Here is a 25,879-nt window from a genome sequence, read left to right as displayed (position 1 = left end):
TTAAACTACCCCTGACTAGCCCTCTTTCTCCGAACTGCCATGTAAGGGTAGCTTCTTCAGTGGATTCTCCTTAAGGTCGTGCCATTTCAGATGAGGATTTACTATGCGATGCTTAGCATTACGGCCTCGCCCTAGGCTCTCAGCATGGTGTACTAGCAGCTTCGCTATCAAATCTCTATTTGCCTTATCTCCAAAAAATTTGATTATTTCTTTTAAGGTAAGATCGGCGCCATGGTAGAGAATTGCAAATTCATAGATGGTTCGCAAATATGCGTGAGATTTCCCCTCACGATGGCCACAGTGTAGACAATGACATTTATAGCGTGACTGCTCTGTCATTCGTTTCCCACAATTTTGGCAAAAAATTCCAGTAGCCACCCCTGCTTGTTCAACAGAAGACAGACGACGTGGCCGATATGGATTTTGGTATTGGCATGCTCGTAGCACTTGCCAATACTCAGGTGAAATTACCTGCGGTTGATAGGATGACAAACGAGCCAAGAACTCTTGCCAATCTGCTAAAGTCAGAAAATTGCCAGGTCTATTTTCTAATACTATGTCAGGATTTATGAATACTACAAGGGCCTTAATTGGCATTGGCGCAAGCCCCTTGGACTGAAAGAACTTCCGGATATACTGGCGCTGTCGTTGCGCTTGACCTTGTAAATCATTGTCATAAGGATAGCCATTTAATTTACTATGATAGGGGGAATAAGAGAAGCGTCCTGAAAAATCTTTACATTCAATTATCACTAATTGATTATTTACCGCTAGGATGGCGTCTATTTGACAACCAGTCGCTGGTAGCTTACCTTCCGTAATCCACAAGTCTTTCAGCAAAAAGGGTCCTAACCCAAACTTTTCAATACTAGCATCTAATCGACATTCGCCCGCATAGCCTTTTTCCAATCGAGACAGGCGCATGGACTCATCATCACTTAATACATAGCGTTCTTTAAGCAAGCGCAAAAATGCTAAATCAAGAGAAGCTGCCCTCATCATTAATCCTTCTTTCTAATCAAGTCTACAGAGGAAATACCCTCCCTCTATATATACCCAAACTAGTTGATTTTGCACTAGTCTCTTGGATAAAAGTTTGATGAGAGCTACTAGCTAATGGAAAATTGAAAATTCTACCTTGCTATCATTTTTTATTAGGGCCAGTCCATTGATCTGGCTATCTATGGACTGGCTCTAGACATTTCGAGGAAACTTGCGCGATTTGCTCGCTTCTCCATGCAGCCAGTCCATTGTTCTGGCTATCTATGGACTGGCTCTAAAGATTTCGGGGAAATTAGCGCGATTTGCTCGCTTCTTCATGCAGCCAGTCCATTATTCCGACTATCTATGGACTGGCTTAAAAATAGATGCTGCCTACCCCATTAAATAGAGAAGCCCAGTGCAATTGACTTGCGCTGGGCTCTCGTAAAACTAGCTGTCTAGTTATTATTGAGATAATGGTAGAGCGAATAAGGGACTTCGTGCTCTAACTCTAAGTTCATGGAGACGACTGTAACAGATTGCCCGCCATTTTCCATGACCTCTTGAAGAGCCGATCCTTTCTGATAATGCACCCGCCCCAGATAATAGAAGTCGGTCCCTTCGCTATTGTCCTTCTTAATGAAGAGGTGCATGGCCAGGCCCGTTTCATCCGCATTCATCATTTGTTGAACGTCATTGGATTCCAGGCGTCGCTTGCTCTTGGAGAAATAATGCAGCATCTTCTCATTGATGAAGGCATCTTCATACTTAGTCGTATCGCTGATCTCATCACTCTTGTGATAAGTCACGTAAATCGGCATGGTATTGGTCTCGGCATCGATGAAGTAGCCCCCGATATTCTGCGGCACCACATTAATCTTCCAATTAAGGAGGTGGCAGACATCCTTCCGGCTATAGCGTTCACCCAACTTGAAAGGCGAGTCTTGGCTGTCGTCAGCATAGCGCTCTGAGCGCTTCAAGGCCGTCTCCAGCATATCCAGCGTCAGCTCCTTAATTGAGGCATGGCGTAAGAAATTCTGTATGGTCGCATTCAGACGGAATACTGGCAGCCCTGGTACAATAATGGGCTCCCCATACCTGCCTGCGGCTGTCTGAGCGAAGAAGGACAAATCTAAGAAGCCTTCAATCGACCGCCGAATGGCCGGCGACACATCCAGGTTCATTTGCGCTAGAAAGTCATAGAAGGCTTCCTTATCAAGATCGCCTTGCCCTTCCACTAAGCGCTTCATAAGCCAGATTTCATGCGGCCGCTTGCCTGGCAAGAGTTCTTCGCAGATAAATTGCAGGAATTGGTCCAGTTCTTTTGAACTTGGAAAATCGACATCTTCTTCAAACTTATCAATGACCTGCCCATAATGCTTGAGACTTCCTTCGAAGAAAATAATAGGATCCAGGCTGTCTTCCAAGAGAAAGTCCATGAGACGAGGCGTCCGGCCCTTGCGATTACGCATCTCAATATAGGCCTCCTTGAGGTTCTTCATGCTGGATAACCTGGTTTGCTTAATAGAAGAGAAAATCTGCTCCCGAGCCACGGCCTCAAAGTTAATGGTGGTCATACCGCTCAACTGCTGGCGGTTGACCAGCTTACGACGATACTCATCCTTGTTCATAGACCGGTCGCCATAGAGGGCGATTGGGATTAGGTAATTGTTCTTGTAATTACCGATGAAGTCAATAATGGTCACAAATTCCTTGCTGTCATGCTTACGCAGACCACGTCCCAGTTGCTGGATGAAGATGATACTGGACTCAGTATTGCGTAACATAATAACCTGGTTGACACTTGGAATATCGATCCCTTCATTGAAGATGTCCACGGTCAAAATATAATCCAAGTCTCCCGCTTCCAATCTTGCCACCACATCTTGGCGGACTTCCTGGGAATCTTCCCCGGTCAGGGCTTGGGTCCGGTAACCACGTTCATTAAGCTTATGTGACAGCTCATGGGCTTCGTCCTTACGCGAACAGAAGATAAGCCCCTTGACAGTCTGGCCACTGACACCGTAATAGGTGACCTTCTCAATCAGGTGATTGACCCGATTATCCGCCACTAATTGGGAGAAGTCGCTGGTCTCATCTAGCAGCTGGCCGTCTAGTTCAATATCTTTAACCCCATAATACATAAAGGGACAAAGCATATCTTCGTCCAGAGCTTCTTGCAGTCGAATCTCATAGGCCACGTTATAGTCGAACAACTCATAGATATTGAAACCATCCGTCCGCTCCGGCGTTGCCGTCATACCTAGAAGAAAGTCCGGCTTGAAGTGATCGATCACCTTCTGATAGGTAGCCGCCCCTGCCTTATGGACCTCATCAATCAGCATATAGTCGAATAAATCAGGCGTCAATGCCGCCAAGTTAACATCCCGCGACAAGGTCTGAATGGTAACGAAGACATATTGCTTGCCTGCCAGGTCCATACCAGGCCGGTAGATGCAGGACTTGTCCATCTGGAAACCAATGACCCGTTGGAAGTCCGACTGAGCCTTACGCAGAATCTGCTCGCGGTGAACCACGAAGAGCATACGACGGGGCTTGTATTGCTCCACATCGAAGGCTGACAAATAAGTCTTCCCTGTCCCCGTCGCACTGACCACTAGGGCACGACGGGCGCCCTGATCACGAACTTGTTGAAGCGAGGCTAGGGCTTTGACCTGCATCTTATTAGGTCGAATGACTTGCGTCTCATAAGGCGCTAGCGGCTCTTTGGTCAGTGGCGCAATGGACTCCTGGGCATGAGGCGTCTGTTGGAAGAGTGGCCGCTGCCAATCCCGTTCAGGCAGATGATCGCGTCCTGGCGTCTCGCCAAGCACTGTCAGCTCTTTCTGACGAGCCAGATCATATTGATTAATGATGAGCTCGTCCAAGGGCAGCGACTCCTGCCAAAGCTGGTCGTATTCCTGGTACATCTTCTGGATGAAGTCCCCACTCTCAGCCGAGGTCAACTTAATGTTCCATTCATAGTTTTTCTTCAAGGCCGTATAGGTTAAGTTAGAGGAACCTAGTATGACTACATGCCGCTCCCCCTGTTGGAAGAGATAACACTTAGCATGCATATTAAGCTCCTCACGGGTCAGCCGCACCTGAACATTGGATAGCTTGAGCAATTCCCGCATAGCATCCGGATCATTGAAACCTAGATAAGGCGAAATGAGAATATAACCTTCTACCCCGCGATCAGCCAGATCCGATAACTGGGTCTTAAGCATGGCAATCCCAGCCTTGGAGATAAAGGCCACAGAGAAGTAGAAACGATCACACTTAAGCAGTTCGTCTTGAATAGCGGTGAGGACATGGGCCCCCTTGGCCGGCTTATTAATGAGAATCTGCGGGGCAAAGTTGCCATCTGGATAGTCATGTCGATGAATGAAGCCATGCTGGAGAGATTTAGTAAGTTGCGATTGAAAATAATTGGACACGGTGAGGGCTCCTTTTGTAGGTATCTAGGAAGCAAATCACTTCCAAATTTTCCCAACTTAATAGGATTTTCAATGATTACATCACACCTTTTGTATTACCTTAGCTGCAAGAAGGAAGTATTTACTTTCATATTCTTCCCCTAAACTTACAATAAGCAGTATGTCTCCTAAAAAGAGATTAGAATCTACTTGAAAGTCAGGGTCTGTTAAAGTTAATTTATAGCGTAAAACACACCCCTGAGAATTGTGATAATCAAATATAATTTTAGAATGGAATTTCCCTTCATCGGGTGGTATAATATATGTTTTTTTTGCACAAACTAAAGCTAAAGACTTTTGTTTAGGCCGTGACATAAGCCTTCTTTCCTCACAGTGGACAAATGGTGGACGTGGAGGCACTCCCAATATATACTCCTCTCTCACAACATCACATCCTCTAAGAGCATCCTTCCAAGACATGCTACTAATTTTTTTAATGGCTCCTCATTGCTTATGCAAATATTTTCTGGTTGATGAATCAACTGCGTTCTTCCTTGCACACACGTTACTTCAACCACATCTAAAATTGAACATTGAGTATTATCTTCGTATTTTAAATCTCTGTCACATAACTGGAAATGTGAGTTCTCCTCGTTTATAAGTCGCACCCATTTTGATGATTCTAGGTCCATACCAGCAACACAGTATCCATTATGCTTATCTGACATAGTCATTATTACCATTCGAACTTTATTAGTCATACTAGCTCTCCTATATATGCTTAACTGAATAGCCATATGCGTTCTGGATCTCTTCAGCTAGTAATCGTCTATGGCAAAAGTCTGCATCATGCTCTGAACATAACAGTACAACTTTTTTATATTTCCCGTATTTCTCATAGAAAACTTCTACTGCTTTTCTCGAATGAAGCATCTCCCTGTATTTTTCCTCATATTGACTCCAAGATATACGTTTATTCTTGTAATCATCTAAGATTTCTTTAGTTGGGGCATAACAGTCTTCATACGAATACTCGCACTCAGATAAATTTCGTAGAAAATATGGTAAATCACTTCCTTTGGCAAAGCCTGATAACTGAGAACGATTATTTAATCTAGTGTCTATTAATATTTCAACACCCTCTTTTTTAATTTTCGAGAAGAAATCTTCTGCAGTTTTTTTAGTAAACCCAATCGTGTATATTATCATTCTTCTTCCCCTATTCTATAGCCTATGAGTTCATTTTGTTTTTTATATGCTTCGTCTAAATACCAATTAATATCTTTATTTTCCTCATTAAATAACGATACCTGATGCCTATCAGGAAAGAATCGTTCTAATAATTCATTGCTAATCTCTTCTTGAGATTTTAACTTTCCATCGTGTAAAATATGCATAACCTTCACATCGCTAACCTCAAAATCTCGTGCAATCATTATAGTTCTATGGCACTCTATTGGATTTTTTTCAGTACACATTAATGCAATATTATATTCTTTTAATCCCCTCAAAACACTAGTCTTCCCCTTGAGAAATAAATCTGATTTTCTATAAACTGAAAAGTCTATATAACCATTGGGGTAAAAAGTTCTATCTAGCTGTCTTGCACCAAAAAATTTTCCCATATAAAAATATTTGATATTGTGCTTTTTTAGTTCTCTCTCTAATTCTGATTTATTGTATTGAGGTGCAAATCTCGAGTATGGCATGCTTCGAACGTCCAATAGATAATTAATGTTATACTTTTTTAGATTGTTTACTAGGTTAGATATTTCAAAAGTCGAATGACCAATTGTGTACAAGATTCCCATGTTATTACCTTCCTCAGATATAGTGATTTGTTTCCTCATGCATATATGTCATATTGAATTATCTATCTTTCCCTTAAATATGGGGATAACAGATGGAAGTGGGTACGCCATCTATAGGGAAAAATAAATGCCTTTTTATATCCTACTCTATCTATTCTCAAATTGCATATCTCAATGGGATTTTTATACATAATTGAGAGAGTTAGAAACAAAGGAGAAGTATATCTATAATAGGCCTAAATCCGATGCTTTCCTTTTATAGCTTTTATATCCACTAGAAAAGTATACCATTAATTTATAATTTCAATCAATCATATGAAGCTTTAAACGACACTCTTCCCAATTTTAAGTTGCATACATACTTCAGAGAATTCGTCATCTTGTTTAGAAATTAAAATCATATAAAATCCTACAATCCAAGAAGTTCAGAAAGTATCCACCTTTACCACTTCACATCATACGTACCTTTAGTCCGTTGTTCTCATTTAATAAAACGCCACACCTATATGCAACTTAAAGCTGTATTCGCTTTTAGCGATATGAAAACATAAGCTTCCTATGTAAAATTGCATAGATATTATGAGCGTACCGACAACTATCGTGCTATCTGTATTTAACCTAGACAAATAGAATATTCGAATTTTATGCACCTTTATATCAATTTTAGAGTTATCCCATATTTAATAGATTGACGAAACGAGACTTCATATATAGAATATATGATCAGTCATTTCGACAACAATTTCCAAGTAGTATCCCCCTAATATTAATAAAAACGGTTTAGTTCTTTATCGGCATGCCAACAAACTATTTTTTTTACAAATACCCCTTTATCTAAGCAGCCAATTTAAAGTCTATTGAATTTTGTCCTCCCTCAAAAATAATTTTCACTACCTCTTCTACTTGTAGCCATTAAATGGATTCCATGCTCCTTTAAGTCTTAACTATCAATTGCCTCTTCAAGTTCCTTATAAGCTCGAAGAATCAGCCACATAAATTGCTCATGAGAGTAATATTTAAATGAAACTTAATTTACTCAAATACATTGAGTAATTAGAGTTCACCATTAATACCTGCCCATAATTAGGTAGTCTATTTTAATAGTAACTAAGCTGGATCAATATATCTTGCCTATTCTTGCGATAACATTTATGATTCTTGCTGAACTATGACGGATATTAGTAGACAAGTTGTGTAAATATTATCTATCCATATAAAAAAGCGCCCTACCGGCGCTTTTTATCTTCTTTAACTTGCCAACTTCTCATTCACCAATTCCTGCACAACTTGCGCATCATAACCCGCATCAGTCAAGCGGTCCGCTCGTTCCTGTCCATTGCCCCAATCACCTCGGATGACCGATAGAGCTAAATCGTCTAGGGAGCTACTTGTATCTGAACAGCCATTAGGATGATTAGCTCCCCTCGCTTCATTCCCATTGGCTACACTCCCAGTCCTCGCATCATAGCGAGGCCGGGCATAGCCTAGGATGCGCCAGTCGTCACTAGCATAATGACGGCGAACAACCTGATTGAGCCAGTTACCCTCAATAGTATTGATGGTCTCGCTGTCGCCGTCCACACTTTCCACGATGCCGATATGGGAAGCAGGACCACCTCCAAAATCGAAGAAGATGAGGTCACCAGCTTGAGGCCAGGCATGCCCTAGCCAAATGCCCTGCTCCTGGCACCAGGTCAGATGGCGAGGCACCCCACATTCGCGGCCAATCAGATGAGCGATGCCGGCCTGGTCGCCCATAACGGTGACGAAGACATCACACCAGTCGTCGCTGTAGGTCACGGCGTAGCCGACCGGCAGGGGCTGGACAGCGTTATAGGCATCAATGAGGGCCTGATGGGCGGGACTTCCGCCTTGGACGCCTAGGTAGGCTTGAGCCTTGGATAGAAGTGCTTGAATTTGTGGCTTCATGGGTGGGTTCCTCCTTTGGATGAGATGGGATTGGAGCGTGGTATGGGTGGCTTTGGGCGTGAGCGGTGGGCCTAAGCGGTCTTTGCCTTGCTCTTAGTCTTACGTCGGCCATAATGCCAGCCTTGAAGCAGCGCCCCTAGGAAGACGCCAACTAGGTTGAGGGTGCCAACTAGGCGACGAGCCCAGGGTTCGGGCCAGGCATAGAGTTCGGCTAGACCTTGGACTAAGACCGCTAGCGCCGGAATCAGGATGAGTGCCATCCATTGGACCGTCGTATAAGCCTTGCGACTAGTGGGAAGATGCATAATGACTACCTCGCTTTCTTTGCTTAGAGATAGAAGTGCGTCAGGCCAGACTGTGGGCCCGCCTGTCCTCCAGACGCCCCAGGCGTTGGCGGACACGGGACAGGTCCTGAGCCACCGTTGTGACTTGAGCCTGGGTCGCGCCTAGGTCGGTCTGAGTGATCTGGAGCTGGGCTTGGGTGGCGGCTAGGTCTGTTTGGGTAGCATGCAGGTTGGACTGGGTCGTGACTAGGTCTGTTTGCGTGGCATGCAGATTGGCTTGAGTCGTGGCTAAGTCTGTTTGTGTGGCATGCAGGTTGGCTTGGGTCGTGACTAAGTCATTTTGCGTGATATGTAAGTTATCCTGGGTCGTCGCAAGATTGGCTTGCGCGCCTTGCAGATTAATTTGCGTGTTAGCCAAGTCCGTCTGCATACGCTCAATCCGAAGAATCAGCGTCTGAATCGCCGCGATCAGGCGCACCAACTTGCCCAGGAGGGTCGCGCCCGCGACTAGACCGGACGCCAGCGTCGTAAGCTGTAGCCATGTCATGATGAAGGCTCCTTTCTGAATGATGATGGGGGGGCTGCGTGGCTGGCGCCAGTCCATTGTTCTAGCTATCTATGGACTAGCTTGTCGCAAATCCAGCAAAATGCCCGGTTTTCGCCACCTAGCGACCGAGCCAGTCCACTGTTCCCCCTATCTATGGACTGGCTCGTGAGATACTAGGTGTTTTTGGCTAAGCCACGTCACGTTGGAGGTCCAATGCGACGTGGATCCTGCCCAACACGACGTGGCGGGTGTTTTTTCGCCCTTTTCCGAGCCAAAAGAGGGTGTCTTGCCGCAGCCACGTCGCGTTGAAAGCCCAATGCGACGTGGCGCTCTCCCAACACGACGTGGCGGGCGTCTTTTCGCCCTTTTTCGAGCTAAAAGAGGGAGTGTTGCCGCAGCCATGTCGCGTTGGACGCCCAATGCGACGTGGCTCACGCCCAACACGACGTGGCGGGGGCTTTTTTGCCCTTTTCCAGGCTAAAAGAGGGTGTTATGTCGTAGCCATGTCGCGTTGGACGCCCAATGCGACGTGGCACTCCTCCAACGCGACGTGGCGGGCGCCCAACTCACCCCTAAGCCTCAGCCTTATAAACTTCCTCTACGGTGCGGGTGACGTAGTTGGCGGTCTTCTCCTTGGCGAACTGGTCGACGGCGTCCTTGGTGAAGATGTCCTTGCCGACAATGGTGGCCATGGCGGCTTTGGCCTGGTCCTTGGTAATATCTGCCTTGGCGTGGCGCAGGCTAATCTTCTTAGACTTGCCGTCTGCAGTCGCGAAATTCATCTCAAATGTCTTAATTGTTTTGTTAGCCATGATGGGTTCCTCCTAAATTATCTACTCTACTCAACAAGCTGACTAGTTGACGCTGAAGACCTCGGTCACCTGGGTCTCAGTAATGGGATGCTCAACCAGGGTGCCGATGGCGTCGCGCACGGACTTGATGTCCTCGGCGCTGGCGTTCTCTACTAAGTTAGGCATGGAGACGTTCTCCGCCTTCTTGTTCTCATCTAGGGACTTGAACTTGAGGATACCCTTAACATATGATCGTGCCATAATGAATCACTCCTTAAGATAGTTTCTTGTAACGTTACATACTTAAAAAGAATTAAGCCCCCGCCTCATGCCCAAGTCAGCCCTCAAAATTTATTTTTCTGCAAAATAAAAAAGCCCCCTCTGCGGGAGCTGGAGAAAAAGAGCTGAACAAAGCACTCAAGCCGACCAGTCACTGGCTTGCAGGGTCTGGCGTAGGCGCTTGAGGCGGGCATAGTAGGTATTCTTACAGATGCCTAGCTCTTGGCATTTGGCCCTAAGCGAGAGTTGCTCGTTCTGGGCCACACAGAGGAAATGATAGTCTGCTGGCGACAAGACTTGCGACAGCAGCAGCGAGTTGACCAGGTCATCCAAAGGCGGGCGACTGGCACCAACCTGTTCGGCAAAATGCAGGACCTTCTGATTGCCAATCAGGCCTTGCGCCTGACGTGATCGTTTGGCTAGGAGTTGACCCAGATGCCAACTTAGGCCCCGCTGAGCATAGCCCACGAAGCGGAAGCGGTCAGACTCGCTGAGCGCGTCCCCATCGAAGTCGCGGGCTAGGCGGACAAGGTGTAGATAGAGTTCGTTGAAGTAATCTTCATAGTCTTGGTCCTTAGCCAAGAGATGGTATTGGTGCAAGACATGATGCAACAAGAGCCGATAGCGGGCCAGGAGTTGCTCCTGGTCCAAGGCATAATGGCCGGAAGTCATAGCTGTTCCCTCCTTAACCCTAGTCTAGGCGACGGCATGGAGTTGAGGCCGGTCTTGGGCCAAGTCCTTATAGGCTTGGTCCAGCTGTGCCTGCAAGTCGACCGGGACCTTCCATTCCTTCCAAAAACTCACAGCAGCTTCATAACGCTCCTGTGGCAGATGGCCATAGCTGGATAAGCTAAATTGACTGAGGAAGGCCAGGCGAGCCGTCCGATAGACTAGACGCACCAGTTCCGGACGCCGAGCTATTAGTAAGCGGTCCTTGTCCCCTAGTCGTTGGTGAATCTCATGGCGGCGCAAGCGCGTTAGGGCATAAGTGGCTTCAGGTGACAGAGGTTGCCGATCTAAGAGAGTCGTTAAAACTTGGAGATGGCTGTTAATCTGCCCCAGCAACTGGTGTTGAGCTTGGACTTGGGCTTCTAGGCTAGTCATTTGATTGTTCAATGTACTTGGGCTTGCTGTTTCCATGGTAGTTCCTCCTTATATTATGCAGCTGCTTGATTTTCTTGGGTTGGGCTAGTGAAGTTGTTTTTAGATGCGTTAGCGCCAGGGCTTGCCTGCTTAGCTTGTGTCTTAGCCCCCTCAGATGTCACATCTCGCCGGCCTAGGGCTTGGGCCTGATGGATGCTGGCACGCATGGATTGGACCCAGTCGTCTACTCGGTCAATCTGCTTAAGGTAATGATCGACCATGACTTGATTCTGAATAGCCTTAAAGTCATCGATATAGCGCATAGGCGCTAGCTTGGCTAGCCAGTGATCAATCTCATGGCTAAAGGCGATGATCCGATTGAGGCCCTCCAAGTCCGGAATGAAGGTCGTGGACCGATTAGCAAAATGCGATAATCCCTCACGGAATCGCTTGAGATAACGGTAGCGCTCCTCGATAGATTGTAGGTCTTCTTGGTACTTAGCATTAGCCTGCTTAAGCGACTCCCGTAGACGTTGGTTAGTGGCCTCCGCCTCAGCTAGCTTGGGGGCTAGTGGGTTGGACTTGAGATCTTGACTTGGGGTAAGCAAGTTAGTCTGAGCCTGCCTCGCTTGGTGCGTAGCATTGTCCGATTGGGCGTCAGACTGGAGCCCGTTAGCTTGAGGGCTGGTTGGGGCCTGTTGCGTAGCAGCTTGGTTGGTAGCAGGAGCTTGCGGTGCGCTAGCCTGGCTCGCTTCAGGCGCAACGGCATACTGCGGCTCCTTCTTCACCTCTTGACAGTCAACTTGTAACTGACTATCTCCTTGTAAACAAGACTCTAGCTGACCCGCCTTCAATAGGCGCTTAACAGTCCTAAGTTCCAATTGAGACATTTGATGTAGGTACTTACGTTTGCCTGAAGGTAAGCTATAGACCTTCTGGCGATGTTCCTCGGGAATGGTTGCGATAAGATAAAGTAGCGATAAGCCTAGATGCTCGTAGCACTCCATCTTAGGTAAATTCTTGGATACATACATCATGCGATTAGCCTCGTCATAATCTATATAAAGCGTCTCAAGCCAAGGGAGAAAACTTCCCTCTGGCAACAAAAATAACTTAGCATAGTGTAAACGCCGGCCAACTTCCCAATAGGAGCGACTTAGCTGAATCGAATAAGCTAAAATCTGATCCCTCACCTTGGATAAATCCAAGGTGTTTAAATCATCGAATTTCATGGTTTTTCTTCCTTCCAATTAGTTATAAACCCCTATGCAATAACATTTTCTAATATTTAATGTAATGTTCTTGATGGGTCACGATTTTTTAGCGATTTTTAGTTAACCAGAAATTGAGTATTTATATTGTGGCAATATAGTGAATTGTATTAAACTACGCCTCCTGATGTCATATGTCGAATTTAATGTCTTGGGTATCGCCCATACTCACCCCTAAATGACGCAAGATACCCATACAAGAGAAATAGAAAATCTCAAGCTGCTCTTCAACCGTCAGTTCCAAAGCTAGACAGACCATAATGATGGTCTCAATGCTTAGACGGCCACAACCATTGAAGATTCGAGAAACCGTAGCGGGCGAGCAATAGATTTTCTCTGCCAGCGCACGTTCGGTCATGCCTCTCCGCTTAAGTGCCTCATAAAGACGTTCATGATCATATTGGTAGCTGATCTGAATTTGCTGCATCTCTCTCATAAGTAACCCTCCTTTCTTATAGAATTTGTCTTGATATAGCAAAAAGACGACTTCTACCTAACTGCTTAACCATGGAGCCAAACGAGAGAGAGAATCCGCCTTAACTTACTATAGTTATATTATACGCCTGTAAATTCTAGAAAGCCCTTCACTAAATGATTTCATAATTTGCAACAAAATTCATTTTGAGCAATATTATAGTCTAAGAAATAGCTTAGGGATGGGCTGTTGTCAATTGAAGATGCTAATGAGGTTGTGCACATTACGGTGTTGTGTTGATGGATTATAGTAGCAATAAGGACGTCGGAGATATAGGGGAATTTAGTAATAGCAAAAGAACGCTAGTCAAAGCTAGCGTATCTGAACCTATATATTGTTTCATATAGGGGATGCATCTTTGTATATCTCTAATCTGATTTTTAATCATCAGATTGAATATTGGATATCGGTCTGAGCTATCAAATTTTTTGCAATTCTATAAACCAAACAGAAAATAGCGATTATTGGTCGTGATTTTTTTTATAGTCAATTAACTCATGTCTCCAAAAACGATATATCCTCAGATTACACTCGACTAGGGGGCGATAGGAACTTCAATTCTTCCTCTCGCAATAACTATCCCTTCATGAACAGCATAACACTCAACATAATGCAACCCTTTAAAATCCGTATTTTCATGCTTTCTAGCACTACCTTTTATTATCTGCCCTCGTTCACAGTTTCGCCTAATTGCCTCGTCCCCTACATTTCTTACTTTCCAGAAATATTCAACACCCTTGAGAGTACTAAGTGTATTCATATTTAATATGTAAAAATCCAAACTCTTTCTAGTATTTAGCCAAAATCCCCGACTTAGAAAGTGGCGCAATGAATTCTTTCGAAATCCTTTTTGAGTTATGTCGCAATCTAACTCCAAATTATACTGTATGTAAATTGGAAACATTTCCTCGATGAATTGTTCTTTGGGAGCTCTTATATTGGATATGGAAGGATCCGATTTAGCGAATCGATTTCCGAATGTAGCCCTATAATCTTTAATAATATCACTTGAGTTTTTAAGCAGATTATATGTCTCTTTAGCCTTATCTACAAATTTTCCGTTATCATTATTTTCTATCTGTTGATTGCTACCTAGTGCTAGCCAGTAGCTTCTCTCCTTATTTTGCTTAGACAAATACTTAAATAAATTTGGTATGAGTTTCTCATAGTCAGAGTAACCAAATGAACTTATTCCTTCATCTTCGAGATAGTCTGAAACCATAGTATCGATAAGTAGACCTTTAAATGCAAAACCATTTGTGTTTTTCCATTTTCTCAAAAGCATACAGAAATTTATAAAATGACCATTTGTTTCATCACTTAATCGACAACATTCAGTTATTTCAGGAGTTGGTTTTGTTATCTTCCAAGACCCACCGTTATTCGTGTTAGGATATTTGAAATCCCCATTATATTGTTCGAATGCTGGAACTAATTCAATTATACCAGCTGGACAAGCTGTAAAAGTAATAGAGACTACTTGACCATCACCTTTTATTTTAGTTGACGGATAAGTCTGAGCTATCACCTCTTTAACTTCTTGCAAAAGCTTAGACTGCCCATTTCCAGAATGCTTATTGAACCTATCATAGACTGTTTGAGGCAACTTAAAAATACAGTCGAAATCACTTGTCTTTGCAATGGCTGTCCCGCGGCCAACACTTCCAACAATATAACAGTTATCGCTCTCTATATCCTCAAAATCGTTATTAGGATAGTACTCTCTATTTAGTTTCTTAGTAATTTTTTTTAATCGGTCTTGCCATCTATTAAGCTCCTGTTTCTCAACGGGAAGCTCATCTTCACAAAAATCTCTAAAGTGCTCAACTAAATTCACACTATTCCTCCTCTAATATGTCCTTTAGATTGTACGGTATTAAATATTTATAATCTTCCTCATAATCATCGTCTTTTCTCAACTTCAGGAGCTCACTAGCTTTCCTAACCGCTTTTTGTGGAGCGTTAATAAGATCAGGCATTTTCTTATTGCGAGTTTCAACTAGTTCATTAAATTCTGTCGCTACAGATTCAGAATTAGCTGTGTTATAGGTTAAAATGTACAGCAAATGTGTAGCTTTTTCTCTAAGCTCCCAGAACATATTTGCATCCCGTTTTGTTCTTTCACTAGCTCCCTCAAAGTCAAATTCTTTCCTTAGAGCAGTTAGAACGGTAACGAATATAGATGCTATTGCCGTCACGACTTTTGCCCAGTATTTATCACTCAACAAAATATAAATTAAGCCTGATGAAACTAAAGCAGAAAGTATTATCCCCCCTACTCGAACCCATTTCGCATAGCTAGCCAGTATGTCTGAATATACAACTTGGATTTTATGGGTCCAAGAAACATTAACTATAAACTTTTTAATTTCTTCGTGAAGCTGCCTTTGTCTCTGTGACATGCTATTTATCTCTCCTTTAATCCTTCCTTAATCTTATCTTTTACCTACTCGCCATATCTTTGGTTACTATTAGCGCAGAGAATTCCTCTACTGTCCCATCAAACTTGGCTCTCAATACATAGTTAGTCAAAATACCGGATACCTCTAGCTCTGTTCCCTTTTCTATTGGTTGATCAGACTTATGCTCGATTAGTACCAATTGAATCTTCTCCTCCGGGTATTTTCCTAGAAAGAAATCTTCTTTTGACATATCTTTACGAGTACTACTGCGGTCTTCAATAATCTGGTAATCTTCAATTGGCTTATCTCCTAGATAGACAAGATAGGTGCCAAAATACTTGCCATCCATCTGTTTTTGAGGTGGACGCGCTATATCAACCACTTTCCCTTTGATTGTTACATCACGTCCAATGATATCGAAGTCATCTTTCAATTGCGTTCCTTTTTTGTGCCCAAATAAGATTATTTCCTTGAGCTTCTCGTCTTCTAGCTTAATTAAATCTTGCGTAAATTCTGAGAGTGTTCGATCTTTTAGATGCTCATCTATCCATTGTTTACTACGTTCCTCTATGGTCACTGATGATGGTGTTGCAGCAATAAATGATGTGCCACCAATTACTAGGCTAGCGCTAATCAGGAAAGGTAAAAGGCAGCCAAATGTCGTTTTACGATAGATTTTGTTATACAGTGCTTTCCGAGGGTTGGTAAGCCACCCTCTCCCCCTACGCCCATAGCCGGGAATCAAAGCTCTTTTAATTTTTCGTTTCGCCGCACCACTTGTTCGGGCCGAGAGGCGTTTTTTTAAACTTGGGGTTCGTAAACCAAACTTCATACTTAAACTCCTAACATTCTCTTGGTATTTTGGGGTTGCATAAGTTACCGCCAACCTGTGCATTAATCCACTAACTCCATTATACTCTTGCCTTTTGTCTTCTCCAATAATGGCACAGTATTATTTTTAAACAATAGTTTATCTATTTTAGTAATTTGACCCCTTCTTGCACCTATATACGCCAAAAAGCACGCCATTCGCGACTTTGGGGTTTCTTCCTCACCTTTTTCAGCTTAAGCCCAGCTTACATTTTGAGCTACGTCGTGTTGGAGGTCCAATGCGTCATCGCTACCTCCCAATACGACGTGGCTCACGTTTTTTCTTACTTTTTGCCTCAAAATACTCGCTTCCTTACCGAGCCACGTCGCTTTGGACCTCCAACGCGACGTGGCTGCCTCCCAACACGACGTGCCTCTATCTAATATGGCAATATCCCCTCACCTCACTTCCCCATATTAAAAATCAGCCACCCATTACAGGTGGCTGATAGTATCTTATGTTCTCAATTTATATTCCCTAAGCATTCGTCTTAGCGCCTCTGATACCTTATCACGCTGCATGCCTATATTCAAGCGGACATAGCCTTCGCCATTCTGAACGAAGTAACTCCCTAGCACTACCGTAAGTGAACAAGCATTGAAGAATGCCTTCACTTCACTTTCTGCCTTAAGTAGATCTCCAACCCACACCCAAACTAGGAAGGATGATTCGGCAGGCATTACTTCGAATCTCGGCATATGCTCCTTGACGTAAGTTTCTACTAGTCGATGATTTTCCTCAATATATGCTACCATGTCCTCTAGCCACTGTCTTTCCTTGTTATAGGCGGCTACAATAGCTGGCACCGCAAAAACATGGGGGGAAGTGACATAGTTAGCTGATAGGCGCTCATAGATTTGAGCCCTTATTTGAGGATTAGGCACGACAATATAAGAGGTCTTAAGCCCCCCAAGGTTGAATCCCTTATTGGGAGAGACGCATAAAACACTATTCTGCATAATGGCTTCATTAGCCTGCCATATGCTAGTAAAGTGTTGACTCCTAAAAACGATATCGCGATGAATCTCATCTGACACAAGGCAGACCTGATGGCGTTGACAGATTTGAGCGAGTCGATACAATTCCTCCTTGGTCCAAACCCTTCCTGAGGGGTTCTGCGGATTACAGAGGATGAATAATTTCACGCCCTCTTGTTGGATGTCACGTTCCATACGCTCAAAGTTCATGTAGTAGCGATTGTCTCGAATCTCAAGGTCATTACAGATTAAGCGTCGCCCATTATGCTGCACAGCTTCAGCAAAGGGGGCATAAGCCGGTGTCTGAATCATTACGGCTTCGCTCTCTTCTGTCAGAGCTTGCACAATATTATGAAGGGCTGAGACGGTCCCAAACACTAATCGAATCCAATCCTTCTCTATCTCCAGCCCATAGTAGCGACGATTCCAATCGATAACGGCTTGATAGAAGCTATCGGGCACATAAGTATAGCTATAATCGGCCTGCATAGCGCGCTCCACAAGGGCTTGTTGAATGGCCGGGGCACACTCGAAGTCGATATCAGCTAAGTCCATCGCAATCACGTCCTTCGCTCCTGGCATCTTCTCTTCCAACAAGATTGGATCCCATTTGCGTGTTCCAATAGCGCTTCTGTCGAATGCTTTATCAAATTTATCCATAAATCATCCCACCAGTATTAATGACTTATCGGTCTTGGTCAGCGCTTCGCCGCCAACCGACGTGACTAGCACGACATCTTCAATTCGCACGCCACCAACTTCCGGGACATAAATACCTGGTTCGCAAGTCAGGACCATATTCGCCTCCAAGCAGAACTTACTGGTCGGATTAAGCATAGGATAATCGCCTCCTATCCCAATTCCATGCCCTAGGCCATGCGTGAAATAGGCGCCGTAGCCCTTGTCTTCGATGATTTGACGAGCAACAGCATCTACTTCCTGGCCCATGAGACGGGGCCGAACGGCCTCTACTGCTGCTTGCTGAGAGAGTTGGACGGCCTCATAAATATCCAAGAGTTCTTGCTTAATCTGGCCGATACCGACAGTCCGTGTCATATCTGACATATAATCTTCGAAAACAATCCCGAAGTCAATGGTTACAAGCTCACCTTCCTGAATCACCTTGTTACTTGGACGCCCATGAGGTAAGGAGCCCCGCCAGCCACTTGCTATGATTGGCTCAAAGGACATTCGATCCGCTCCCGCCTTGAAGCATTCGAAGTAGAGATAAGCTACTAGTTCCTTCTCCGTCATACCAGCTCGGATACATGGAAGTAGGCGATTGAAGATTTCATCAGTCATCTGACAAGCTGTGCGAATCTTTGCAATCTCGTCTTGATCTTTGATACTTCTCATGGTCACAATCAATTCGCCTACCGAACGAATCTCGAAGAATTCTCTCATCTCTAGGTATTTTGCTACAGAGATTCCTTCATCTTCAAGACCAACAACCTTAGACCCCATCTCCTTTAAAAATGGGATAATGGCCCCATAGTAGTCCCGATTGTCTAGGACCTTTTTTTCTGCGCTCTTTAATCGATAGCTTTCGTTCTGATAGCGTCCGTCCATAAATTGGACGACGCGATCACCTAAGACAACCGGCACACAGCCACTCCCTGTTACTAAACCAAGGTATTGCTTAGTAATCTTGTTAGTTACCACGATGGCATCCAATCCTTGATCCCTCATCATGGCTTGCAATCTCTCAATTCGTTCCATAAGAATCACCTAGAAGTCTAAGTCTAGATCCGCTAACAAAGCCTCATCTTCCGCATTGAAGATTGCCTTATCAGCCTTGGCTTGTGCAGCTTGTAATTCATCATTTCGTTCCATAATTTTGAAGAATGGCCAGTAAATTGCCACGGAAGCAATCAATTGAATGGCGCAAGCGATAATAGTCCGCCAGTCCCCATTAGTAAGGAATCCTTCTAAGAAAATCCCGACATATGGCGGATCAAAAACCGGCTTATTCAGCAAGCCCCAGTGCATGAGGAACATTGGGAAGGTCCCAATAATGGCACCCCCAAAAACATGCGGGATAAACATAATAGGGTTCAAGATAATGGGTGCCCCGAACAAGATAGGTTCATTAATCCCGAATAAGGCTGGGAAGAGAGAGACCCGACCAATTTGTTTGTAGCGTTGGTTCTTAGACATCATGCAGGCGATAATACAGCCAATACTAATACCACAACCTGTAAATCCAAAGAAGGCGCTAGATGTCCCTGCGGTATAGAAGTGTGGTAATGGTTCTCCGGCTTGAAAGGCTGCAATGTTTTCTGCAATGAAGGCCACCATAATAGGTCGCGTAATTGGACTGAAGACGGATGAGTGAATCCCGAAGAAGAAGATGGTACAGATAGCGAAGTTAAGCATAAGTACAGCCCATGGGTTATCCATACTCCCTACTAACGGGGTCAAGAAACGAGTTAATAAGCTTGGTGGTAATTCTCCAATAATGTTAAGGAAGATAAAGCGCAGGACGATAAAAGTCCCCCCAACAATCAGCGTAACTGGAATTAACTCGAAGGATTGAGATACAAAGTCTGGTACCCCTTCTGGCATCCGTATGGTGATATTACGTTTTTTACAGAAGTTATAGAGTTCTACAGTCAGTAAGCCAACGATCATGGCTGTGAAGAGGCCGCGTGCCCCTAGGTTCTTCAAGATTAGCTGTCCCTCATCATTAAAGGTCGCTACCATGAAGAGGAAGGAGAAAGTCGACAAGGTAACACAACCCGGGATATAGAGCTTATAATATTTCCCCAAGTTATAGGAGATTGCCATACAGGCATACATGCCAATCAAGCCGATGGATAGAGTCACCGGCAAATCGATTAGAGTCGCATTATCATTAATGAAAACTGCTACCGGGTTAGTTGCTGATAGCATATTGGGAATTGCTGGAATAACGGCGAAAAAACTCCCTAAAATCGTGAAAGGGGTTAGGGCCATCATACCCGCCTTAATCGCACTTAAGTGTCGTTGGTTATCTACCTTACGAGCTAAAGGTAGGAAAAAACGGTTCATAAATTCGGCAAACTTATCAAACATTTTACTCACTCCTTTAAATCTTTGTCCTCATTATTTTTGTTTACTGAGTTGATGTTTCTTATAGGTCACGAGGGCCAACTTCATGACTGTCGCCCCATCCATCTCACCATATACGTCCTTATCTATGATGGCATAGGGTATATCGAGAGGGGTTAGAATGGATTTGATAAAATCAATCTTATGCGCAATTTGTGGTCCTACCAAAACAATGTCCCAATTCTCAACAGTTCCTTCAAGTGAATCAGCGGGAATGGCAGTGAAGTCAAAATCTGCTTCATTCAGTTTTTCACTCTGCTTCACAACCTTCTTCATGTTCTGCATCAGCATATTGGTTGAGAAACCACCCGCACAACATAATAGAATTTTCATGATACTTCCTCCTCTATTCTATTTATTCCTCAAATATATCAATTAAAGCCTCAATTAAATCGCGAGCTAACTGACAAGTCATATAATGATCCTGCGCGTGAACCATGAGTAAAGTCACAGCTTCTTTGTTATCAGGATCTAGCGCGTCAGCAATGATTTGGGTCTGCGCATTATGGGCATCCACCTCTACCTGGCGCGATTCTTTCAGTAGTTCACGGGCCTTCTTGAAGTCCTTCGTCTTGATACACTTGAGCGCTTCAAAGGCCTTCATTTTGCCTTCACCTGAGTTGGCAATGATCTTGACAATATCTTGTTCCTTCACTGACATCTTGTCACCCCCTCTAAAATTGTCTGAATTGTGTCAATCTCGCTGAGTCTAAGGACTCGAGAATTGCTTGGAATATATCGGTCATCTGGTCCACATCTCGGCTATTCACTAAGGAAGCTGTACAGTGACCGTAGCGAACAGGCACAATGGTCACGACTGTAGGCTTACCGTCATGGACCTTATGTGCTTCACCACCATCCGTACCACCAGAATTAAACATATCACACTGAATTTTGATGCCTTTATCCTTGGCGATGTCACGAATGTATCGCGTCATCTTGCGGTTTGGTGACAGTGTTCGATCGAAGAAGGTCAGGATAGGACCTTGCCCCATTTGGCGCTGATTGGTATGGTCCCGAATCAACTGGTTAGGAGCAGTCGCAACATCAATAACGAAGACTGAATCGGGATCGATCATCTGGGCAGCTGTCCGAGCGCCACGAATGCCAACTTCTTCACTACTAGTGAAGGCTAGGTGTAAATTATAAGGTAAATCAACTTGATCCAAGCGCTTGGCTAACTGACACATTATATAACAGGCTAGTCGATTATCCATAGCCTTACCGGCATAGATATTGGCTACTTGGTAGGCCTTGAAGTCTGTATCGAAGGTCACCATGTCGCCAGTCTGAATGCCTAAAGCTTCAACTTCTTCGCGCGACTGAGCACCAATATCGCAGAACACTCGTTGCACTGTCTCATTTTGGTACTGAGCAATTGCCATACCCTTCACTTTTCGCCCGTCTTGAGTTGTAACACGCACATGTTGATAGCACTGCCCGTAGGTCTGTACACCCCCTACCTTCATGAGATGAATCAAGCCTAGTTCATCAATTGTCCGAACCATGAAGCCTACCTCATCCATATGTCCACATAGCATCACACTCTGACTATTTTGCAGACTCTCTTTGCTGTAGATTAAGCTACCTAAGCCGTCCGTTCGCTCTACCCAACCTAACTGGCTAAGCTCCGAGCGAATCACATGTCGGACTTCCTCCTCATCTGCAGCCAGAGCATCCGCATTGCAGAGTGCCCCTAGCAATTCATAATCCATCTTCCTCGCCTCCTATAAGCAGATTCTTAATAAGTTGATGAATTCTTGATAATTTTGACAATTAGCTAATTCCTGAACCACTGAAGCTTGTTGCATTAGCCCATATAGCTTCTTAGAGATATGCTGATGAACTTCAACTTGGTTGGGTTTAAGAGCTAACATAAAGACTAATTTGACCGTCTTCCCCTGGTGGATGATCCCCTTAGGAAGTAAGGTAACACTAATTAAATTTTCTGAATGTTTCATTTCCATGGGATGGGGAATGGCTAAGCCATTGTCATACACGGTTGAGACATAAGACTCCCGCTCCAAGATAGAGGTGACATAGTTCTCACTATGCGTATACGACTCTAGTTTAGTCGCGACGTCTTCTAATAAATCTAGATACTGATTATAGTCACCTATAGAGAAGAGATCGGGAGATATCATTTCCAACAAACCCTTATTGGCGTCTAAGAGTGTCCCCATCTCAGTTAAGTACTCCAAATTGTTCTGGATACTAAAATAATCTAGCTCCTCCAAAACTTCCTTAACTAGAACTACAGGACAATCAACCGGATAATCTAGAAGTTTAATGGAAAAGACTAGATTCGGTCGAAAGGCTAAGAGCTCTGTCTTCTGGTCTAGTGAAAAAAGTTTGATTCTAGCAGATGGGAATATCTTAGAGAATCGCATCTCCATGAGTTGTGCCAATCCCCCACCGGAACTTGAAACTAAGGCGATATGGTAGTAGCTCCGTATCTTACGATCGCTCTGACGCTCATAAGAAACCGCCATATGGGAAGTGAGGTAGACGATTTCCTCTTCCGTAATGGTCATATGATACTCTTGCTCGAGACGCTTAACTAGATGTAGCGCACAGTTCATAATTGCCGGAAACTCCCGGCAGAGCGAATCAATTAGACTACTCTTACTACTATCCGATAGATGATTACTCTCCATCATCACGGCAACGTGGAGCTGAATCATCCGCATGAAATCAACATCTTCAACAAATCGTGTATCGAACTGTTGATCAATCTCTGTATAAACTTGATAGAGAAATTTACGCAACGCAGTCTGGGTTACTAAGTTAATCGATTGGTGTTCTAAGAGTAACTGATAAATGACTTGAGCATGTGGAAGACAAGCCCTCGTTATCTCATACTGGTTAAGAATCTTTTTTAGAGGCTCCATATCGGACAGATTAAGACTCTGATACTGAGTCTCTACATTCAATATATGGTAGCAGATTAATAATTCTAGCCATCTCCGTAAAATCCGCGCAGAATCACCATCAGGTCTTAGGCGATACTCCTGACAAATGAGTCTCACCCCTTGGCTGATATCGTCTGGATTAGTCACCAAATGGCTAATGTAATCCAATATTAAATGCTGTCCTTTGATATAGTAAGCGTCAATCAGTTTAATCTTATCGTAAAGATTGCCTTGCAGCCGAATCCCGTGATGAGCTTTCGTTTCTAATTTAATTTCACTGCCTTCAAGCAACTTGGATAAAGCTCCACAGTCTAACTTAACCTGGGCAATACTAATCCCGCATAAATCAGCTAGTTGACGGTAAGTGATATATTGGGAATGTAATAGAAGATGAACTAAGAGCGTCTCCATTCGCTTGTTCTTGGTCTCGTAGCCATCCTCTGTCCAATCTGATAAGAAATCCTCAAACTGATTAGCGTCACTAATAACTAAATAATAGCCGCGTTTACGGGACAGTTCGATTCTGAAAGAAGTCGACTCATCGTTTAGTGCTTTCACGTCATCACGAATGGTCCGAGTCGATACATCAAAGGTCTGTGCTAAGTCATCTAATTTAATGAAGCTTTCCTGCTTCAATTTCTTCAATAATTCCTTACGCCTCATATATTCTCCCCCTTCTTATTAACTGTCCTATCATCTATCTTCATTATATAACAGCGCTTTCTTAGGGAAAAGATTATCTTTTTCTTTTTTTGTGGAAAAAAGTGTTGGATAAGAAAGTCTAATAGACTTGGACTCCTCCCCCCGAGAGAATGCAATAATAGAAAGAGCTCGAGGTACTATCTACCTCGAGCTCTAATATACTGATTCATATAGACGACTAGCACTACTATATTTTCTCTATGGATCTGACATTATTTGAAGCATCCTCAACGCATTCATTTTGCCCACATTGCTTATAGGTATTTTTTCTATCTAATTCATATTTGCAGTCTAAAAGATAGAGTCTTATTTGTCTTCTCCTAAAACTGAAGCCCTGAATTAGAATATAGCTAATAGTAACAGGTAAAATAAGAAGTAAAATTATAGCGACTACTTGCTGAAGTCCAGTTTCCCCAAGTAATGTGTCAAAAAGTCTCTGGAAATCATCTAATGCTCTCATTTTTTCTGAAGTAGAGCTCAATAATTTATATCTCTTTTCCGTATACAAGGTGATTGCACTACCAATACCTGTTCCTATTAAAAGAGTGATAGACGCAACGAAACCACACACCCATTGCGCAAATTTTGTTGTTTTAGCTAATGAACTATCAATCTCATCAATGAGATTGCTTATATTAGGCTCATTAATTAGCTCTTTTTCCATCAATTCAGTTACTACACGCTTCCTCTTATCAAGAAAAAAATTATCTGCACCGAAATACATGGTATATGCAATGAGGAGCACTAGCAAAAATCCAAAACCCTTGGGGTTATTCAAATCAAAAAAACAATAATATACAAGTGCTAGAGAAACAATTTTAAAAATCGCAGAAAATACTCCTGCCCCTAACATTTCCCATTTGAACAACTTACGTATTTCATAGTATAAATAACTCATGCAATATCTCCTCTCTTAACTTTGAACTTTTTCATCTGACCTATATATTTGATTTGACCGTTCGCTACTTCTACCCATAATTTACCTTGTAACTCTTATCCCCCTCTCTAGACCTCCAACTAATTTCGATATTCAGCAGTCGATCTATACATTAATAACCTTATCTCGGACCTCTCCTCCTCTTAGGATTTATTGTAGTTTTACCCTTTTGACGTGGAAACGAGAAAGAGATTTGACTTCTTCCAAACCTGTACAGTATAATAAACATAGAAGGAGTCGAGTTAGCCCTCGACTCCCATGCAGAGCCGTATAAGACGGTGATGCGGTTTTGACTAGAAATAGCCGTCCCGCGAGTCAAAGTGGGGACGGCTATTTTTTGTCGTGTTTATTGAAGAGTTTGTGGCAGAGCCCAATCAAGGCAATGACAAAAGTACCAAATTCCAAGATAAGCCTTACCACAGCTTCAGCTGACAAATTCAGTGTCCTCCTTCCCTCTAGATTTTGATGGATGCACATAGGGCACCACCTCCTCCTGAGTGGGAGTCACCACCGTCTTCACTTCTCTACAATCTCTATTATACGCCTATTAGGAGGATTATGGAAGAGTTGACGCGAACTTTAGTTCGCTTTTTGTCATGGATAGAGCCCACCAATTGGCGGGCTCTCTGAGTGTATATAAAGTTTATTCCATCGCTTGGACTTTTTCTTCAATGAAGGCAATCTCTGACTCGCTCAACCCATACTTTTTATAGAGCTGTTGATCTATATCAGCAATAGATTGTGACCAATCAATATCGGAATTAGCTGTAAAGTTTTGGGTCGGAACATTTTTCCAAGTATCTTTATTATTGTCTTGAGTAATTTTCAAAGTTCCTAACAAAGCTCTTACAAATTTTGTTTTAATGTATTTGAGACAATTGCTAGCATCTATAGACTTCTCAAATGCTCCAAAAGAAATAAATGATTGGGTATATCCAGTTAATGGTTCTCCAATTAGGGGTTCTCCAATTAGAGGAGTAGGACCTGCATCTCCAATTGCTCCACTCCCATTAGATTTTGGCAAAATTATTTTATATTTCTTTAGATTTGAATGGGCTTCGATATACTTATTGTTAATATACTTATACTTCCGGATATTTTTTATCAGACCGAGCACC

The 25,879-nt window shown here is 43.4% G+C and carries 27 protein-coding genes and 1 pseudogene; all 28 read right to left on the bottom strand.

Features of this window, described 5'->3' with window-relative positions; all coding sequences use genetic code 11:
- Window positions 1-15: 15 nt before the first annotated feature.
- Window positions 16-1,002: an NERD domain-containing protein gene (locus Q0339_RS02825; protein WP_298077279.1), complete on the bottom strand. Its 987-nt coding sequence runs from the start codon at window positions 1,000-1,002 to the stop codon at window positions 16-18.
- Window positions 1,003-1,439: 437 nt separating this feature from the next.
- Window positions 1,440-4,421 carry a DEAD/DEAH box helicase gene (locus Q0339_RS02820; RefSeq protein WP_298077278.1) on the bottom strand — a complete coding sequence of 994 codons (2,982 nt, stop codon included), beginning with the start codon at window positions 4,419-4,421 and terminating at the stop codon, window positions 1,440-1,442.
- An 81-nt stretch (window positions 4,422-4,502) separates the two neighbouring features.
- Window positions 4,503-4,775, bottom strand: coding sequence for a hypothetical protein (locus Q0339_RS02815; RefSeq protein WP_298077277.1), 273 nt, complete (start codon window positions 4,773-4,775; stop codon window positions 4,503-4,505).
- 65 nt (window positions 4,776-4,840) lie between these two features.
- Window positions 4,841-5,161: a hypothetical protein gene (locus tag Q0339_RS02810; RefSeq protein ID WP_298077275.1), complete on the bottom strand. Its 321-nt coding sequence runs from the start codon at window positions 5,159-5,161 to the stop codon at window positions 4,841-4,843.
- 10 nt (window positions 5,162-5,171) lie between these two features.
- Entirely contained in the window at window positions 5,172-5,609 is a 438-nt protein-coding gene (locus tag Q0339_RS02805; protein ID WP_298077274.1) for a DUF488 domain-containing protein, read from the bottom strand.
- Complete coding sequence (locus Q0339_RS02800; protein WP_298077272.1) at window positions 5,606-6,211, bottom strand: DUF488 domain-containing protein; 606 nt, start codon at window positions 6,209-6,211, stop codon at window positions 5,606-5,608. Before Q0339_RS02800 ends, Q0339_RS02805 begins: the two co-directional genes overlap by 4 nt.
- A gap of 1,248 nt (window positions 6,212-7,459) precedes the next feature.
- Window positions 7,460-8,140 carry a CHAP domain-containing protein gene (locus Q0339_RS02795; protein WP_298077271.1) on the bottom strand — a complete coding sequence of 227 codons (681 nt, stop codon included), beginning with the start codon at window positions 8,138-8,140 and terminating at the stop codon, window positions 7,460-7,462.
- Window positions 8,141-8,211: 71 nt separating this feature from the next.
- A complete protein-coding gene (locus Q0339_RS02790) occupies window positions 8,212-8,445 on the bottom strand; it encodes a phage holin (RefSeq protein ID WP_298077270.1) in 234 nt (77 codons plus the stop codon).
- Window positions 8,446-8,485: 40 nt separating this feature from the next.
- A complete protein-coding gene (locus Q0339_RS02785) occupies window positions 8,486-8,971 on the bottom strand; it encodes a hypothetical protein (protein WP_298077269.1) in 486 nt (161 codons plus the stop codon).
- Between the two features lie 572 nt (window positions 8,972-9,543).
- A complete protein-coding gene (locus tag Q0339_RS02780) occupies window positions 9,544-9,783 on the bottom strand; it encodes a DUF2922 domain-containing protein (protein WP_291431321.1) in 240 nt (79 codons plus the stop codon).
- A gap of 42 nt (window positions 9,784-9,825) precedes the next feature.
- A complete protein-coding gene (locus Q0339_RS02775; RefSeq protein WP_070755734.1) occupies window positions 9,826-10,023 on the bottom strand; it encodes a hypothetical protein in 198 nt (65 codons plus the stop codon).
- Window positions 10,024-10,179: 156 nt separating this feature from the next.
- Complete coding sequence (locus tag Q0339_RS02770; RefSeq protein WP_298077268.1) at window positions 10,180-10,713, bottom strand: hypothetical protein; 534 nt, start codon at window positions 10,711-10,713, stop codon at window positions 10,180-10,182.
- 24 nt (window positions 10,714-10,737) lie between these two features.
- Window positions 10,738-11,181 (bottom strand): ORF6C domain-containing protein, encoded by a 444-nt coding sequence (locus tag Q0339_RS02765; RefSeq protein ID WP_298077267.1) that lies wholly within the window; start codon window positions 11,179-11,181, stop codon window positions 10,738-10,740.
- A 17-nt stretch (window positions 11,182-11,198) separates the two neighbouring features.
- The gene (locus Q0339_RS02760) at window positions 11,199-12,356 is read right to left on the bottom strand and encodes a hypothetical protein (RefSeq protein WP_298077265.1); all 1,158 of its coding nucleotides are present in this window, start codon (window positions 12,354-12,356) and stop codon (window positions 11,199-11,201) included.
- A 169-nt stretch (window positions 12,357-12,525) separates the two neighbouring features.
- Window positions 12,526-12,831 (bottom strand): helix-turn-helix transcriptional regulator, encoded by a 306-nt coding sequence (locus tag Q0339_RS02755; protein ID WP_268445280.1) that lies wholly within the window; start codon window positions 12,829-12,831, stop codon window positions 12,526-12,528.
- A 574-nt stretch (window positions 12,832-13,405) separates the two neighbouring features.
- Window positions 13,406-14,707 carry a nucleotidyltransferase gene (locus Q0339_RS02750; RefSeq protein ID WP_298077264.1) on the bottom strand — a complete coding sequence of 434 codons (1,302 nt, stop codon included), beginning with the start codon at window positions 14,705-14,707 and terminating at the stop codon, window positions 13,406-13,408.
- 1 nt (window position 14,708) lies between these two features.
- Window positions 14,709-15,272 carry an SLATT domain-containing protein gene (locus tag Q0339_RS02745; RefSeq protein ID WP_298077263.1) on the bottom strand — a complete coding sequence of 188 codons (564 nt, stop codon included), beginning with the start codon at window positions 15,270-15,272 and terminating at the stop codon, window positions 14,709-14,711.
- Between the two features lie 40 nt (window positions 15,273-15,312).
- Window positions 15,313-16,104 (bottom strand): hypothetical protein, encoded by a 792-nt coding sequence (locus Q0339_RS02740; protein WP_298077262.1) that lies wholly within the window; start codon window positions 16,102-16,104, stop codon window positions 15,313-15,315.
- A gap of 494 nt (window positions 16,105-16,598) precedes the next feature.
- Window positions 16,599-17,780 (bottom strand): PatB family C-S lyase, encoded by a 1,182-nt coding sequence (locus tag Q0339_RS02735; protein WP_298077261.1) that lies wholly within the window; start codon window positions 17,778-17,780, stop codon window positions 16,599-16,601.
- Window positions 17,781-17,783: 3 nt separating this feature from the next.
- Complete coding sequence (locus Q0339_RS02730; protein WP_298077259.1) at window positions 17,784-18,839, bottom strand: Xaa-Pro peptidase family protein; 1,056 nt, start codon at window positions 18,837-18,839, stop codon at window positions 17,784-17,786.
- Between the two features lie 9 nt (window positions 18,840-18,848).
- Window positions 18,849-20,174, bottom strand: a complete 1,326-nt coding sequence (locus tag Q0339_RS02725; RefSeq protein ID WP_298077257.1) for a PTS transporter subunit EIIC — start codon at window positions 20,172-20,174, stop codon at window positions 18,849-18,851.
- 30 nt (window positions 20,175-20,204) lie between these two features.
- Complete coding sequence (locus Q0339_RS02720; protein ID WP_298077256.1) at window positions 20,205-20,543, bottom strand: PTS sugar transporter subunit IIB; 339 nt, start codon at window positions 20,541-20,543, stop codon at window positions 20,205-20,207.
- Between the two features lie 22 nt (window positions 20,544-20,565).
- On the bottom strand, window positions 20,566-20,871 hold the full coding sequence (locus Q0339_RS02715) for a PTS lactose/cellobiose transporter subunit IIA (protein ID WP_298077254.1): 306 nt from the start codon (window positions 20,869-20,871) through the stop codon (window positions 20,566-20,568).
- Window positions 20,872-20,884: 13 nt separating this feature from the next.
- Window positions 20,885-21,925 carry an aminopeptidase gene (ypdE, locus tag Q0339_RS02710; protein WP_298077253.1) on the bottom strand — a complete coding sequence of 347 codons (1,041 nt, stop codon included), beginning with the start codon at window positions 21,923-21,925 and terminating at the stop codon, window positions 20,885-20,887.
- A gap of 12 nt (window positions 21,926-21,937) precedes the next feature.
- Window positions 21,938-23,785: a PTS sugar transporter subunit IIA gene (locus Q0339_RS02705; RefSeq protein WP_298077252.1), complete on the bottom strand. Its 1,848-nt coding sequence runs from the start codon at window positions 23,783-23,785 to the stop codon at window positions 21,938-21,940.
- Between the two features lie 226 nt (window positions 23,786-24,011).
- Window positions 24,012-24,722 (bottom strand): hypothetical protein, encoded by a 711-nt coding sequence (locus Q0339_RS02700; RefSeq protein WP_298077251.1) that lies wholly within the window; start codon window positions 24,720-24,722, stop codon window positions 24,012-24,014.
- 369 nt (window positions 24,723-25,091) lie between these two features.
- The gene (locus Q0339_RS02695; RefSeq protein WP_246269769.1) at window positions 25,092-25,196 is read right to left on the bottom strand and encodes a putative holin-like toxin; all 105 of its coding nucleotides are present in this window, start codon (window positions 25,194-25,196) and stop codon (window positions 25,092-25,094) included.
- Between the two features lie 208 nt (window positions 25,197-25,404).
- Window positions 25,405-25,879: pseudogene (locus Q0339_RS02690) on the bottom strand (restriction endonuclease); the annotation flags it as partial.

It is taken from the genome of uncultured Abiotrophia sp. (genome assembly GCF_938010525.1).
GTDB lineage: Bacteria > Bacillota > Bacilli > Lactobacillales > Aerococcaceae > Abiotrophia.
This window is presented reverse-complemented; position numbering and strand designations above follow the sequence as displayed.

Excerpts from the sequence above, each read along its gene's own strand:
- Q0339_RS02825 (WP_298077279.1), bottom strand. The coding sequence starts at position 1,002 with ATGATGAGGGCAGCTTCTCTTGATTTAGCATTTTTGCGCTTGCTTAAA.
- Q0339_RS02810 (WP_298077275.1), bottom strand. The coding sequence starts at position 5,161 with ATGACTAATAAAGTTCGAATGGTAATAATGACTATGTCAGATAAGCAT.
- Q0339_RS02760 (WP_298077265.1), bottom strand. The coding sequence starts at position 12,356 with ATGAAATTCGATGATTTAAACACCTTGGATTTATCCAAGGTGAGGGAT.
- Q0339_RS02720 (WP_298077256.1), bottom strand. The coding sequence starts at position 20,543 with ATGAAAATTCTATTATGTTGTGCGGGTGGTTTCTCAACCAATATGCTG.
- Q0339_RS02730 (WP_298077259.1), bottom strand. The coding sequence starts at position 18,839 with ATGGAACGAATTGAGAGATTGCAAGCCATGATGAGGGATCAAGGATTG.
- Q0339_RS02785 (WP_298077269.1), bottom strand. The coding sequence starts at position 8,971 with ATGACATGGCTACAGCTTACGACGCTGGCGTCCGGTCTAGTCGCGGGC.
- Q0339_RS02715 (WP_298077254.1), bottom strand. The coding sequence starts at position 20,871 with ATGTCAGTGAAGGAACAAGATATTGTCAAGATCATTGCCAACTCAGGT.
- Q0339_RS02700 (WP_298077251.1), bottom strand. The coding sequence starts at position 24,722 with ATGAGTTATTTATACTATGAAATACGTAAGTTGTTCAAATGGGAAATG.
- Q0339_RS02755 (WP_268445280.1), bottom strand. The coding sequence starts at position 12,831 with ATGAGAGAGATGCAGCAAATTCAGATCAGCTACCAATATGATCATGAA.
- Q0339_RS02705 (WP_298077252.1), bottom strand. The coding sequence starts at position 23,785 with ATGAGGCGTAAGGAATTATTGAAGAAATTGAAGCAGGAAAGCTTCATT.
- Q0339_RS02740 (WP_298077262.1), bottom strand. The coding sequence starts at position 16,104 with ATGAAGTTTGGTTTACGAACCCCAAGTTTAAAAAAACGCCTCTCGGCC.
- Q0339_RS02795 (WP_298077271.1), bottom strand. The coding sequence starts at position 8,140 with ATGAAGCCACAAATTCAAGCACTTCTATCCAAGGCTCAAGCCTACCTA.
- Q0339_RS02770 (WP_298077268.1), bottom strand. The coding sequence starts at position 10,713 with ATGACTTCCGGCCATTATGCCTTGGACCAGGAGCAACTCCTGGCCCGC.
- ypdE (WP_298077253.1), bottom strand. The coding sequence starts at position 21,925 with ATGGATTATGAATTGCTAGGGGCACTCTGCAATGCGGATGCTCTGGCT.
- Q0339_RS02815 (WP_298077277.1), bottom strand. The coding sequence starts at position 4,775 with ATGTCACGGCCTAAACAAAAGTCTTTAGCTTTAGTTTGTGCAAAAAAA.
- Q0339_RS02745 (WP_298077263.1), bottom strand. The coding sequence starts at position 15,272 with ATGTCACAGAGACAAAGGCAGCTTCACGAAGAAATTAAAAAGTTTATA.
- Q0339_RS02800 (WP_298077272.1), bottom strand. The coding sequence starts at position 6,211 with ATGGGAATCTTGTACACAATTGGTCATTCGACTTTTGAAATATCTAAC.
- Q0339_RS02780 (WP_291431321.1), bottom strand. The coding sequence starts at position 9,783 with ATGGCTAACAAAACAATTAAGACATTTGAGATGAATTTCGCGACTGCA.
- Q0339_RS02775 (WP_070755734.1), bottom strand. The coding sequence starts at position 10,023 with ATGGCACGATCATATGTTAAGGGTATCCTCAAGTTCAAGTCCCTAGAT.
- Q0339_RS02735 (WP_298077261.1), bottom strand. The coding sequence starts at position 17,780 with ATGGATAAATTTGATAAAGCATTCGACAGAAGCGCTATTGGAACACGC.
- Q0339_RS02725 (WP_298077257.1), bottom strand. The coding sequence starts at position 20,174 with ATGTTTGATAAGTTTGCCGAATTTATGAACCGTTTTTTCCTACCTTTA.
- Q0339_RS02765 (WP_298077267.1), bottom strand. The coding sequence starts at position 11,181 with ATGGAAACAGCAAGCCCAAGTACATTGAACAATCAAATGACTAGCCTA.
- Q0339_RS02805 (WP_298077274.1), bottom strand. The coding sequence starts at position 5,609 with ATGATAATATACACGATTGGGTTTACTAAAAAAACTGCAGAAGATTTC.
- Q0339_RS02790 (WP_298077270.1), bottom strand. The coding sequence starts at position 8,445 with ATGCATCTTCCCACTAGTCGCAAGGCTTATACGACGGTCCAATGGATG.